13 protein-coding genes and 6 tRNA genes are annotated in these 13,394 nt (G+C 37.4%); 14 read left to right on the top strand and 5 right to left on the bottom strand.

Annotated elements, in window-relative coordinates; genetic code table 11:
- Position 1: 1 nt before the first annotated feature.
- The 6 genes from M1G12_RS07600 to M1G12_RS07575 all read left to right on the top strand — a co-directional run bounded on the left by M1G12_RS07600 (position 2) and on the right by M1G12_RS07575 (position 507).
- Positions 2–74 (top strand) — tRNA-Phe (locus tag M1G12_RS07600).
- Positions 75–86: 12 nt separating this feature from the next.
- Positions 87–167 (top strand) — tRNA-Tyr (locus M1G12_RS07595).
- Positions 168–171: 4 nt separating this feature from the next.
- A tRNA-Trp gene (locus M1G12_RS07590) sits at positions 172–242 on the top strand.
- A gap of 14 nt (positions 243–256) precedes the next feature.
- Positions 257–329 (top strand) — tRNA-His (locus M1G12_RS07585).
- 13 nt (positions 330–342) lie between these two features.
- Positions 343–414, top strand: a tRNA-Gln gene (locus M1G12_RS07580).
- Positions 415–423: 9 nt separating this feature from the next.
- A tRNA-Leu gene (locus tag M1G12_RS07575) sits at positions 424–507 on the top strand.
- Between the two features lie 85 nt (positions 508–592).
- On the opposite strand, the gene M1G12_RS07570 is transcribed toward M1G12_RS07575, so the two are convergent.
- From M1G12_RS07570 to M1G12_RS07550, 5 genes are read right to left on the bottom strand one after another with little or no spacing between them, the layout of a single operon-like run.
- Positions 593–1,726: a tyrosine-type recombinase/integrase gene (locus M1G12_RS07570; RefSeq protein WP_009732034.1), complete on the bottom strand. Its 1,134-nt coding sequence runs from the start codon at positions 1,724–1,726 to the stop codon at positions 593–595.
- A gap of 3 nt (positions 1,727–1,729) precedes the next feature.
- Entirely contained in the window at positions 1,730–1,924 is a 195-nt protein-coding gene (locus M1G12_RS07565; protein ID WP_000598356.1) for a DUF3173 domain-containing protein, read from the bottom strand.
- Between the two features lie 59 nt (positions 1,925–1,983).
- Complete coding sequence (locus M1G12_RS07560; RefSeq protein WP_001096843.1) at positions 1,984–2,370, bottom strand: hypothetical protein; 387 nt, start codon at positions 2,368–2,370, stop codon at positions 1,984–1,986.
- Between the two features lie 2 nt (positions 2,371–2,372).
- Positions 2,373–3,569, bottom strand: coding sequence for a replication initiation factor domain-containing protein (locus M1G12_RS07555; RefSeq protein WP_247949648.1), 1,197 nt, complete (start codon positions 3,567–3,569; stop codon positions 2,373–2,375).
- 40 nt (positions 3,570–3,609) lie between these two features.
- Positions 3,610–4,083 (bottom strand): hypothetical protein, encoded by a 474-nt coding sequence (locus tag M1G12_RS07550; protein ID WP_212575756.1) that lies wholly within the window; start codon positions 4,081–4,083, stop codon positions 3,610–3,612.
- A gap of 320 nt (positions 4,084–4,403) precedes the next feature.
- Between M1G12_RS07550 and M1G12_RS07545 the strand changes: the two genes are divergently transcribed.
- The 8 genes from M1G12_RS07545 (at position 4,404) to M1G12_RS07510 (ending at position 13,185) form a co-directional block, all read left to right on the top strand.
- Positions 4,404–4,856 carry a helix-turn-helix domain-containing protein gene (locus tag M1G12_RS07545; protein WP_049550048.1) on the top strand — a complete coding sequence of 151 codons (453 nt, stop codon included), beginning with the start codon at positions 4,404–4,406 and terminating at the stop codon, positions 4,854–4,856.
- A gap of 289 nt (positions 4,857–5,145) precedes the next feature.
- Positions 5,146–5,781, top strand: coding sequence for a DJ-1/PfpI family protein (locus tag M1G12_RS07540; RefSeq protein ID WP_032913075.1), 636 nt, complete (start codon positions 5,146–5,148; stop codon positions 5,779–5,781).
- Between the two features lies 1 nt (position 5,782).
- Positions 5,783–6,307 (top strand): DUF1697 domain-containing protein, encoded by a 525-nt coding sequence (locus M1G12_RS07535; protein WP_049550047.1) that lies wholly within the window; start codon positions 5,783–5,785, stop codon positions 6,305–6,307.
- Positions 6,308–7,047: 740 nt separating this feature from the next.
- Positions 7,048–8,325 carry a glutamate-cysteine ligase family protein gene (locus tag M1G12_RS07530; protein ID WP_212575757.1) on the top strand — a complete coding sequence of 426 codons (1,278 nt, stop codon included), beginning with the start codon at positions 7,048–7,050 and terminating at the stop codon, positions 8,323–8,325.
- Between the two features lie 75 nt (positions 8,326–8,400).
- Positions 8,401–9,885, top strand: a complete 1,485-nt coding sequence (thrC, locus tag M1G12_RS07525; protein WP_247949647.1) for a threonine synthase — start codon at positions 8,401–8,403, stop codon at positions 9,883–9,885.
- A gap of 60 nt (positions 9,886–9,945) precedes the next feature.
- Positions 9,946–11,226, top strand: coding sequence for an MATE family efflux transporter (locus M1G12_RS07520; protein ID WP_247949646.1), 1,281 nt, complete (start codon positions 9,946–9,948; stop codon positions 11,224–11,226).
- Positions 11,227–11,229: 3 nt separating this feature from the next.
- Positions 11,230–11,850 carry an HAD family hydrolase gene (locus M1G12_RS07515; protein WP_247949645.1) on the top strand — a complete coding sequence of 207 codons (621 nt, stop codon included), beginning with the start codon at positions 11,230–11,232 and terminating at the stop codon, positions 11,848–11,850.
- A 165-nt stretch (positions 11,851–12,015) separates the two neighbouring features.
- The gene (locus M1G12_RS07510) at positions 12,016–13,185 is read left to right on the top strand and encodes a LysM peptidoglycan-binding domain-containing protein (protein ID WP_247949644.1); all 1,170 of its coding nucleotides are present in this window, start codon (positions 12,016–12,018) and stop codon (positions 13,183–13,185) included.
- Positions 13,186–13,394: the final 209 nt, after the last annotated feature.

Here is a 13,394-nt window from a genome sequence, read left to right as displayed (position 1 = left end):
AGGCTCGGTAGCTCAGTTGGTAGAGCAATGGATTGAAGCTCCATGTGTCGGCGGTTCGATTCCGTCTCGCGCCATTTATATATTTTGGAAGGGTAGCGAAGAGGCTAAACGCGGCGGACTGTAAATCCGCTCCTTCGGGTTCGGGGGTTCGAATCCCTCCCCTTCCATTTTACGGGCATAGTTTAAAGGTAGAACTAAGGTCTCCAAAACCTTCAGTGTGGGTTCAATTCCTACTGCCCGTGTTAATAGAATTATGGCGGGTGTGGTGAAGTGGTTAACACACCAGATTGTGGCTCTGGCATGCGTGGGTTCGATCCCCATCACTCGCCTATTTTATATTATTGGGGTATAGCCAAGCGGTAAGGCAAGGGACTTTGACTCCCTCATGCGTTGGTTCGAATCCAGCTACCCCAGTTACTATTTGCCGGCGTGGCGGAATTGGCAGACGCGCTGGACTCAAAATCCAGTGTCCGCAAGGACGTGCCGGTTCGACCCCGGCCGCCGGTATAGTATTAAAGACAAGGTTTTCGGACCTTGTCTTTTTCTTTTATTTGTTGAATTTGTAACGCTGAGTTACTTAAAATTACTAGTTTTATAACAAATCATCTAATTTATCCGCTAATTTTTGTTGCTTGCTTGGATACAAATGAGAGTATGTATCTATTGTTGTAGTTATAGAAGCATGTCCTAATCTTTCTTTTACGACAAGATAATCTTCTCCTTGGTTTATTAGTAGGGAAGCATGTGAATGCCTGAAGTCATGAATTCTTATTTTTTTTAAAGAACTATCTCTTTGTAATATTTTTTTATATTGTTTTTCGATTGAATCCTTAGTTATCGTAATCGGGCTATTTTGAAATATCTGTAGATCATCTAGGTTGGTTGTAAATTCTTTTAATCTTTCATGCTGTGTTTGCCTCCATTCTTCTAGTGTCTCCACTAGTTTGGTGTTCATGATGATTCTTCGGGTTCCAGCTTTTGTCTTTGTACTACTAATGTGTTCTTCACCTTTTTTAACGTATATTGATTTACTTACATGGATTGTATTTGTAGAAAACTCTATGTCCTTCCACGTTAGAGCAAGAGCTTCTCCGAGTCTTAGACCAGTAAAAAATAGAACTGTGAATAGTAATTTTATATTGTATTCATCGTTGCTAAATAGTGTTAAGAAATGCTTAAATTCTTTTACTGTCCAGAAATTTAATTTTACTTTTTCTATGGGTAATTTTTTCAGTAATCCTACGGGATGTTCCTTGTAAAATCCCTTTCTTAATCCAACATCCAGAATTTTCTTTAGTAAAATTATAATTTTATTAATAGTGTTTGGACTTAGCTTCTTTTCTGAGTTTTGAGTATTTTTATCTCTTAGATGTTCTCTGAATTGATAGATATCTTCATAAGTTAATTTAGCTACATCATCAACTTTTTCAAAATAGTTTTTTATATGCCTGTTATAGTTGTTTTCTTGTGTATCTATATAGCTTTGTTTTCTGTTGTTTATTCTATCCTCTTCTTTTAAGAGATCATAAAGGATATCAATTGATATTTTTGAGTTGAAACTTTTTTCTTTAAGTTCGACACTTCGTAAGTATTGTTCGGCCTCCAATGCTTCTTTTTTAGTTTTGAATCCTTTTCTTACAATTCTACGTTGTTTTAGAGATATTGGATTTATACCATTGGAAACATCAACAATCCAAGTTCCGTCTCTACTTTTACGTAAAGCCATAAGCTACGCTTCTTTCTGGAGTTCAATTCCTAATAGTTCTTCTGCGACACTGGCTGGAATTGTACCAATCCTTTTGTTATCGTAGATGTTAAAACCACGATTCACTAATAGTAATTTGCCGGTATGGATAATCTTTCTTGCAGTTCCTGGAGCAAATCCAAGTTCGATAAGGTCATCTTTTGTTACAGTTTTAATCATGTGATCTCCTTTTCTAATTAGATTAACTAAGGGGAGGATTAACTCCCCTTGTATTTTACTTATTTTTGTTTTACATCTACTAAATGGATAGCATCAGCCTTGTAATACATTGTCGTGCTAATCATAGTAGCTTGTAAATTGTCAAATGTAACTGGTACTTCATCCATTGCTTGGATATAGTCATTATCAACCAAGGCATCTGGATTGTCTACTGAGACTTGGGTTGATTTCTTTTTGAATTGTCCATCCTTGATTGTTACATTGTATTTCCAACCAATGATTTTATCGGTATTAAAACGTCTTTCGCTACCATCTCGGTTTTTGATAATTTCTCCGTTTGCATCTGCTCGGACTTCCGTTTCAAATTTTGGAATGACTTCATCCAATTCAAATTTTGTTCCAATGTTATTAAAATTCCAGTCATTTTGTGAAAGCATTTTTGCCATAGTTAATTTCTCCTTTTAATATTTTCTTTGATTGTAGGGATCAAATCCTCTCGTTTAAAGAGTATTGCCCTTTCTATTAATCCACTTGCTAAATCTGGTGGATATTTCATATTGTTGAGTGCGAGATAGTTAGATTTCTCATACTCATGCAGTAAATTATTGTCGTATAGAAATTTATAAGCTTTTAGAATAGCCCCTGAACCTTTATAGGTAAACCATTCTAATTTTTGTTCTAGTTCTGTTTTTGGTTTTGGAATAATGATAGAGACAGGTTTTGAGTGACCTAAAAACTTTTCCCAAGTTCTCAAAGGTTTTGAGAAATGGCTATCACTATAGAATCTCACTTTTTCTTTGAGATATCCCTTGGTAAAGTTGAGAAGTTCTATTTCTGAATGCAACCATTCTTGAATGAAGTAGTGAGCTTTTTCTTTCCTAAGTTCTAACTCAGTTCTTATCCAATTTTCTATATACCGCTTGCTGATGCCGAGCTTCTCAGCTCGTTCTAAGCGTTTATCATAAATTCTAAGTCTTTCATCATCATTGGGTTTTCTCAAATATAAGGTTTGGCCGATTGTTTCATCTCCGTAGGTATTGTAGTAGGTGCTTTTTCCATATATAAAGCGTTTCTTCTGACAAATCTTTAGAAGCTGATTAGGAGTGAAATAGGGTGTTTCATTAAAATCATCTATTGCAATATCAATTCGTCTTACTGAAAATTGATTGTAATTGTAGTAGAGGTTGTTCAGAAACTGTCTTTCGGACAGACTATTTGGATCTAATACCATATCTCTAAAGAACTCGAGTGCCTGTCCTGACATGACAAGCATGTAGGACGACTCTTTCGCTCCATAGTAGATACGGATATTCCCATAATGAAACTGGCTATCATAGTTATAGTATTTAAGGCTCCCTTTATTCTCAATAAATAGGTTATAGTCAAGAAATAGAATATCTTCGATTATTTCTCTTGGCGAAAATTCAGTCTTATCAAACTGAATTTGAATCCAGTCAAATACAGAACGTAAATGTTCATTTTTTGCCATAGATTTTGATTCAACTTTTTGCCTAATTTTGCCACCCTTAAAATCTCCGAAACCCTTGGGAATACTGAATTCTTTCGATGGTACACCTAACTTGCAGAGGGTGGTGTTACTACACACCCTATCGGTCAAAAATGGTCCGTCCGCATCTACGCTCATTTTCGGCTTTCTGCCTCATGGCTCAGCCGAAAACTCGCTATTAGCCGAACCTATTTTTTGACCTCTTCTGAACAAAACCTAGTAAGCCGGTTTGCATCGACTCTTCAATATCTTGGATATTCTTTTTTAGATTGGCATTCTCAATTTGTATCAGTCGTATTTCTCGCTTAAATTCCTGTTTTAAGGCGCTCAGTTCATCATAGAGCTCATCTATTACTTGGTTTAGGAGTTCTTGCTCATTGTCTGCTAGACTTCCAAATACTTTTTGTATAGCCTCTTTTAGACCTATTTCAAGTTTTAGGTTAGCTAACTTTTGAAATTGTCTAAGGTCTTCGTCTGTAAAGTCATAGGCAACTGTATAACTTAATTGATGAGTTCTAGGATTTCTACTGATAGGAATTTTAATTTTTTTAAATTCCTTGCCACTTATTTCTTTAATCAGTTGAATCCAATTTTTAAGAGTAGAGGTAGAGTTTAGGCCAGAAATTTGATTGACTAACTCTTTATTGGTCATCTTTTTGTGAAACCTCCGAAATTTTCTTGTGCAACTGAAGAGTTTTCTGTGGTATAATTGTTACATAATATGTTTTGATCTTGGAACGAACGGCACATTTGTTTCAAGATTTTTTTATTTTGTCGAATCTTACCTCCTTTATTAAAATTTTTTAAATCGACTACTAATTACATACGCTTTTACCTCCTTTTATGCTATAATATTCTCAATGGAATATTTAAACTTAAAATAAATATTCCTTATGGAACAATTCTATTTTATACCGTTTAGAATATTTTGTCAAGCTAAAATATACAGAATCGAATATTAAAGAGGATACAATGATTAGTAATAATTCTTTTGGAGATCGTCTTAAGGAACTGAGAAAGAGTAAGAAGTTAACACAGGTACAAGTTTCTGAGATGATTGATGTACAACAAGGTACTTATTCTCGTTGGGAAAACGGAACTTTAGAACCTAATTTAGAAGCGGTTGTCAAATTAGCGAAATTATTTGATACCACAACAGATTACTTATTAGGAAAAACCATTTACAGTACTCTAGATGTTGTCCCACCTCCAATCACTAGAATTGATTTGAAGAAGCTAAAAGGGTTTAATAAAGCTGAACTAGATGATCTGAAATTTGCAATTGTCATGAATGGAATTAAAAACCATTCTACTTTACCTAAGTATTTGGATGAGCTAGTTTCTGAAAATAATTTAGATGAAGAAGAGCAAGAAATATTGCATACCCTTTTTAAAGAGGTTCATGATTATTTTAATGCAGATTGATGATTTGTTTTTAGGTTCTAAATTCATTCTAGATGTTGGTACTATTTGTCATAATTCTTGACTCTGCTTTTAAACGGGAGCACAGTGATATTGAGGACAAGCAGTTGAAATGTTGCAGAAGTTGATAACATAAATACAAACCTACGGTGAGCCTCCAGAGGTTGTTCAATATTTAAAAATCGCTATTTTACTGATGAAGTAAAAAATATTGGTATTACAGCGAAACATAAAATATGATACAATAAAAACAATTAATAGTTCGATCATTTATCAAAGAGGAGTAAGAATGATGAAAAATATTTATATGTATATTCAAGATACTATGGCTGATTTCGAACACGGCTATTTAATGCAGGCGCTAAGCTTACAGTCAATGTTAGGAGAAGCTAAAGTAAAATTAGTAACAGTTTCTAAAGGGAAAAAGTCTATAAAAACTGCTGGAGGCATGACAATTGTTCCAGATGTTAATCTATATGATTTAGATACTGCAAATGCAGCTGCGCTAGTGCTTATTGGAGGTGATACTTGGTTGGATAATGAGCAAGATGATGTTTTAGAAGTAGCCTCTAAACTATTGCAAGAAAATATTTTAGTTGGAGCTATTTGTGGCGCTACTTTGGGATTAGCTGAAAAAGGAATTTTAGATAATCGATATCATACAAGTAATGCTTCATTCTTTTTAACCCAGATGAGCCAACATTATCGAGGGCAGGATTATTATAAAGATGAGATTGCAGTTCAAGATGGAAAGCTTATTACCGCTAGCTCAGCCGGATCTTTATCATGGACTAAGCTCATTGTCGAGGAGTTAGGCCTATATTCAAAATCTACAGTAGAAGCATGGTTTAATTATTTTTCAACGGGGGATGCTCATTATTATTTTGAAATGATGAACTCTTTAGAAAAAGATGCACAAGGACATTAGTATGAAAAAGATTATTCTCCTTCGCGGAGTAACACCAACAGGTACCAATAGAATTCCCAAGATGTCTTATTTAGTAGAAATCCTAACAGAAGTTGGTTTTTTAAATGTTCAAACATATATTCAGAGTGGGAATATACTGTTAGAATCAGAGTTATCTGACGAAGAAATCAGAAAGTTAGTTCATGATACGATTTTGGATAAAATTGGAGCTGATTTATCAATAATTATCAAAGAAATTAATCAATTAGAGATTGCTATTCAAGAAAACCCATTTGATGATACTTATGATAGTTCTCGTATTCATCTAGTTTTTACTAACGAAGAGATTCCCGAAAGTACTCTAACAGAACTTAGTAGAGAGAATTTTGGAGATGAAGAGTTCTATGGTGGTCACGAGTGTTGTTACCTATATTTACCACGTGATGCTCGAAAAAAACGTTTAAACACTAATTATCTTGAAAAGAAATTTGGAATTCGGATGACTATGCGAAAATTGAGTGTAGTTAACCGACTTTCAAAGTTTTAATCAGACAGAATCAGATAAAATTATATTAAAAAAACCTAGAAACACTTGAATCCTGTCAATAATTTTGTGTAAACACTCACGAATAGTTTCAGAGTGTTAATCAAATAAGCTTTGAAGTGTGTTAAAACAGTAGCTAACCCCTTTTTGGATTCATTTAATTTGCTTGAAATTATAATATTTAAACAAGATAACTACATAACGTTCCATATCCTCCTTGTTAGGGAAAAGAAGCTTCTTTTTGTTTGATATCCTAGATATAGTTCTATTTAGTTTCTTTATTTTTGGAATTCTAAAAGACATAAAGGGTTTAAGCCAAACAAAAGGCGACTAAATATCTAGACGTAATCTAATTTGAATTGTCTTTATCTGGGGTATGAGTCCGTGTCTTTAACGGGGTTACCAAAAAGTTACTAAAATTTGAAAAATGAGTCTATTTTGCAAGATTTAAAAGTACTAAAAACCTATTAAATCAAGGTTGTAAGATTTAAAAAATGTATTTATAGAACTCAAAATCCAGTGTCCGCAAGGACGTGCCGGTTCGACCCCGGCCGCCGGTATAGTAATAATGACAAGGTTTTCGGACCTTGTTTTTTGATTTAGTGAAGATTTTGATATTTTTCTTTAAGTACAGATAACTGATGAATGATCTTTTTCTTCTTATTCTAGTCATTTTTAGTGTATTTTTGGTATAATATTACTTATTCACAATTTATTTTGATTATGAAAGAGTTTGGTGATTAATGTCTCGGTCTGTTGAATTACTAAAGAAACGTTACTTAAAGAATATAAAAGAGAACCCAGATTTATTTATTGGGATTGAGTTAGAATATCCTATTGTAAATTTAGAGGGTAAGGCTACAGATGGTGAAGTTGTTAAGGATCTCTTTCGATATTTACCATCAGTAGTGGGCTTTACTATCGAAAAAGTGGATGATTTTGGGAATCCAATTCAGTTGCTCGATCCAGTCAGCCAAGATACGATCTTGTTTGAGGTTGCTTATACGACAATTGAGTTTGCATTCGGAAAGGCCGAATCTATCCAAGAGGTAGAAGAACGCTTTAACTTCTATATGGCTACGATTCAGAATAAATTGGGTGAAGCTAATCATGCTATTGTTGGCTGCGGCATTCATCCCAACTGGGATAAAAATGAGAATTGTTCAGTGTCTTATCCCCGCTATCAGATGTTGATGGCTTATCTGAATTTGAGTAGAAATGTAACTAAATCAGATTTACATCATTTCCCTGAGTATGGTGCCTTTATCTGTGGAAGTCAGGTTCAACTAGACGTTTCAAGTTCCAACTACCTGCGTGTTATCAATGCTTTTACGCAAATTGAAGCTGCTAAAGCTTATTTGTTTGCAAACTCTGAGTTTTCTGGTGCGGATTGGGATACCAAAATTTCGAGAGATATTTTTTGGGAAGAATCCATGCATGGTATCTATCCAGAGAATGTTGGTGTCAATACTAGACTATTTAAAGATGAGGATGATTTTTTTGACTATTTAAATCATTCTGCGATTTTTACTGCGGAGCGTGATGGGCAGACCTATTATTTTTATCCGATTCAGGTTAGAGATTATTTGACTACACCTGAAATCCAAGCATTCACCCTTAATGGGGATGAGGTTCTTATTTACCCTCAGGAGGAAGATTTCCAAACTCATCGTAGTTACCAGTACCAAGACTTAACGACTCGAGGAACAGTTGAGTTTCGTAGTGTGTGTACTCAGCCGCTTGATAGGACTTTTGCTTCTGCTGCCTTTCATTTGGGCTTGTTGGTTCATTTAGACAAGCTTGAAGCTTACTTGCGAACTGCTCCATTTTTTACCACAGCTGGTCGTGATTACAAGTTTTTAAGGCGACAATTTTCTAAGAAAAAACTTACAGATCAGGAAGAAGCTGCGATTCTCGAGTTTTCTAAAGACTTACTCACCCTAGCTGAGGAGGGACTGGAGAAAAGAGATAAGCAAGAAATGGTTTATTTAGAGCCTTTGAAGAAAGAATTGGGATTATAATTTCTCTTATAAAGGGAGAATTTTCTGAAAAATCGTGATATAATGGAAGAGACTATAGATAAAGGATAGAGATTCATGACATTAGTTTATCAATCAACGCGTGATGCGAATAATACAGTAACTGCCAGCCAAGCTATTTTGCAAGGTTTGGCGACGGATGGTGGTCTGTTTACACCACTTACTTATCCAAAGGTGGATTTGGACTTTGACACATTAAAAGATGCTTCTTACCAAGAAGTGGCTAAATTAGTTTTATCAGCATTTTTAGATGACTTTACGGCTGAGGAGTTGGACTACTGTATCAACAATGCCTACGATAGCAAGTTTGATACTCCAGCTATTGCGCCATTGGTGAAACTGGATGGGCAATACAACTTGGAATTGTTCCATGGTTCAACGATTGCCTTTAAGGATATGGCCTTGTCTATCTTGCCATACTTTATGACGACGGCCGCTAAAAAGCATGGTTTGGAGAACAAGATTGTCATTTTGACAGCGACATCTGGTGATACTGGGAAAGCTGCTATGGCAGGGTTTGCGGATGTGCCTGGAACTGAGATTATCGTTTTTTATCCAAAAGATGGTGTCAGCAAGGTACAAGAGTTGCAAATGACCACTCAGACTGGCGACAATACTCATGTTATCGCCATTGATGGAAACTTTGATGATGCGCAAACAAATGTGAAGCACATGTTCAACGATGTAGCTCTTCGTGAAAAGTTGGCTGCCAATAAACTGCAATTTTCATCAGCTAACTCTATGAACATTGGTCGTTTGGTACCACAGATTGTTTATTATGTTTATGCCTACGCTCAGTTGGTTAAGACTGGTGAGATTGTAGCTGGTGAAAAAGTCAACTTCACAGTACCAACTGGAAACTTTGGAAATATCTTGGCTGCCTTTTATGCTAAACAAATTGGTCTGCCAGTTGGTAAATTGATCTGTGCTTCAAATGACAATAATGTTTTAACTGACTTCTTTAAAACACGTGTTTACGATAAGAAACGTGAGTTTAAAGTAACGACTAGCCCATCTATGGATATCTTAGTATCTTCAAACTTGGAGCGTTTGATTTTCCATCTTTTGGGGAATGATGCGGTTAAGACAGCTGAACTCATGAATGCTTTGAGTACACAAGGACAATATGAATTGACAGACTTTGATGCAGCGATTCTGGAACTCTTTGCAGCTGAATATGCGACTGAGGAAGAAACGGCAGCAGAAATCAAGCGTGTTTATGAGGCAGATTCTTATATCGAGGATCCACATACGGCGGTTGCCTCGGCAGTTTATAAGAAATACCAAGCGGCTACTGGCGATGTGACTAAGACAGTGATTGCTTCAACAGCGAGTCCATACAAGTTCCCAGTGGTTGCAGTAGAAGCTGTAACAGGTAAAGTAGGCTTGACTGACTTTGAAGCCTTGGCTCAATTACATGATATTTCAGGAGTTGCAGTACCACCAGCAGTTGACGGGCTTGAAACAGCTCCTGTTCGTCACAAGACAACAGTGGCAGCTGCTGATATGCAAGCAGCGGTTGAGGCTTATCTAGGACTTTAAGACAGAGGGAGTAAACTCGGTTGGGAAACCAACTGAGTTTCTTTTCATCAGGAGGAAGGATTGTTTAAGAAAAATAAAGATATTCTTAATATTGCCTTGCCAGCTATGGGCGAAAATTTTTTGCAGATGCTCATGGGGATGGTGGATAGTTACTTAGTAGCCCACTTGGGCTTGATAGCTATTTCGGGTGTATCAGTAGCTGGCAATATTATCACGATTTATCAGGCGATTTTCATCGCTCTGGGAGCTGCTATTTCCAGTGTTATTTCAAAAAATTTGGGGCAGAAGGATCAATCTATGCTAGCCTATCATGTGACTGAGGCATTGAAGATTACCTTACTATTAAGTTTCCTTTTAGGATTTTTGTCCATCTTCGCTGGGAAAGAGATGATAGGACTTTTGGGGACGGAGAGAGATGTAGCTGAGAGTGGTGGACTCTACCTATCTTTGGTAGGCGGATCGATTGTTCTCTTAGGTTTAATGACTAGTCTGGGAGCCTTGATTCGTGCAACGCATAATCCACGTCTGCCTCTCTATGTTAGTTTTTTATCCAATGCCTTGAATATTCTTTTTTCAAGTCTAGCTATTTTTGTTCTGGATATGGGGATAGCTGGTGTTGCTTGGGGGACAATTCTGTCTCGTTTGGTAGGTCTTGTGATTTTATGGTCGCAATTAAAGTTGCCTTTTGAGAAACCGACTTTTGGTTTAGATAAGGAACTATTGACCTTAGCTTTGCCAGCAGCTGGAGAGCGGCTTATGATGCGGGCTGGTGATGTCGTGATCATTGCCTTGGTTGTGTCTTTTGGAACGGAGGCAGTTGCTGGGAATGCAGTCGGAGAAGTCTTGACCCAGTTTAACTATATGCCTGCCTTTGGCGTCGCTACGGCAACGGTCATGCTGGTGGCCCGAGCAGTTGGAGAGGATAATTGGGAAAGAGTAGCTAATTTGAGCAAGCAAACCTTTTGGCTTTCTCTGGTCCTCATGTTCCCCTTGACCTTCAGTATCTATGCTTTGGGTATACCACTCACTCATCTCTATACGACTGATTCTTTAGCGGTGGAGGCTAGCGTTTTAGTGACACTTTTTTCACTACTTGGTACTCCTATGACGATAGGAACAGTCATCTATACAGCAGTCTGGCAGGGTTTGGGCAATGCTCAACTTCCCTTTTATGCGACAAGTATAGGAATGTGGTGTATCCGCATTGGAACAGGATATCTGATGGGGATTGTGCTTGGTTGGGGCTTGCCAGGTATTTGGGCAGGGACTCTCTTGGATAATGGTTTTCGATGGTTATTTCTACGTTACCATTACCAGCGTTATATGAGCTTGAAAGGATAGGAAATGCAAAAAACAGCTTTTATTTGGGATTTAGACGGAACTTTATTGGACTCTTATGAGGCGATTTTATCAGGGATTGAGGAGACCTATGCTCAATTTTCTATTCCTTATAATAAAGAGAAGGTGAGGGAGTTTATTCTCAAGTATTCTGTTCAGGATTTGCTTGTGCAGGTGGCGGAAGAGAGAAAACTGGATGTGGAAGTGCTAAATCAGGTGCGTGCCCAGAGTTTGGCTGAGAAGAATGCTCAGGTAGTTTTGATGCCAGGTGCGCGTGATGTGCTAGCTTGGGCAGAGGAATCAGGAATTCAGCAGTTTGTTTACACTCATAAGGGAGATAATGCTCTTACCATTCTCAGAGATTTGGGGTTGGAGTCCTATTTTACAGAGATTCTAACCAATCAAAGTGGCTTTGCGCGAAAGCCCAGTCCAGAAGCAGCTGCATATCTGATAGATGAGTATCAGTTGAATCTTGATAATACTTATTATATAGGGGATCGGACTCTGGATGTGGAATTTGCCCAGAATAGTGGGATTCAAAGCATCAACTTTTTAGAGTCGTCTTATGAAGGCAATTACAGGATTCAAGCGTTAGCAGATATTCCTCTTATTTTTAAGGTTAAGTGATAAAAATATTGTGTCAGTTTTATGACAGAGACCTAACAAACTATTTCAAGTAATCGAGTTTGTTACAAGGAATAGACAGTTCTGTTAAATAGGCCCGAGAGGGCTTTTTTTCTGCATTTTTTGTGTTATCATAGACAGGTACTCATTTGAAAGGAATTTGAAAGAATGAAGAAAAGAATATTATTAGCCTCAACAGTAGCCTTGTCATTTGCACCAGTATTGGCAACTAAAGCAGAAGAAGTTCTTTGGACTGCACGTAGTGTTGAGCAAATCCAAAACGATTTGACTAAAACGGACAACAAAACAAGTTATACCGTTCAGTATGGTGATACCTTGAGCACTATTGCAGAAGCCTTGGGTGTAGATGTCACAGTTCTTGCGAATTTGAATAAAATCACTAATATGGACCTGATTTTCCCAGAAACTGTTTTGACAACGACTGTCAATGAAGCAGAAGAAGTAACGGAAGTTGAAATCCAAACTCCTCAAGCAGACTCTAGTGAAGAAGTGACAACTGCGACAGCAGATTTGACAACCAATCAAGTGACCGTAGATGATCAAACTGTTCAAGTTGCAGATCTTTCTCAACCAATTGCAGAAGCACCAAAAGCAGTAGAGACTACAAGTACAAAAGAAGTAGCATCAAGTTCAGAAGTTACAGAGACAGGGACTGCTTCAGAAGAAGTGGCACCATCTACAGGAACTTCTGTCCCAGAGGAGCAAACAGCAGAAACAAGTAGTGCAGTTGCAGAAGTAGCTCCTCAGGCAACGACTCAAGCTGAATCAGCAGTAGAAGCAACTACAGCGCCAGTAGAAGAAAAAGCAACCGAAACAACTGCAACAAGTTCAGAAGAAGCAAAAGAAGCATCATCAAAAGAAGCTACACCAGCAGTTTCGACTTATCAACCAGAAGAGACGAAACCAGTTTCAACAACTTACGCAGCTCCAGCTGCGCCTGATTATGCTGGACTTGCAGTAGCAAAATCTGAAAATGCAGGCCTTCAACCACAAACAGCTGCCTTTAAAGAAGAAATTGCTAACTTGTTTGGCATCACATCCTTTAGTGGTTACCGTCCAGGAGACAGTGGAGATCACGGAAAAGGGTTGGCTATCGACTTTATGGTACCAGAAAGCTCAGAACTAGGGGACAAGATTGCGGAATACGCTATTCAAAACATGGCCAGCCGTGGAATTAGTTATATCATCTGGAAACAACGTTTCTATGCTCCATTCGATAGTAAATATGGCCCAGCTAATACTTGGAACCCAATGCCAGACCGTGGTAGTGTGACAGAAAACCACTATGACCACGTTCATGTTTCAATGAATGGATAAACCCGACTTGGTAATATCATTTTTACGAATGAGATCTAGCTTTCGTGATAGGAAGCGAGTCTCGTTCGTTTTTTCTTTGTCATACTCTTCGAAAATCTCTTCAAACCACGTCAGTTTCGCCTTGCCGTAGGTATGGTTACTGACTTCGTCAGTTCTATCCACAACCTCAAAACAGTGCTTTGAGCAACCTGCGGCTAGCTTCCTAGTTT

The organism is Streptococcus mitis, from assembly GCF_023110375.1.
Taxonomy (GTDB): Bacteria; Bacillota; Bacilli; order Lactobacillales; family Streptococcaceae; genus Streptococcus; species Streptococcus mitis_CI.
This window is presented reverse-complemented; position numbering and strand designations above follow the sequence as displayed.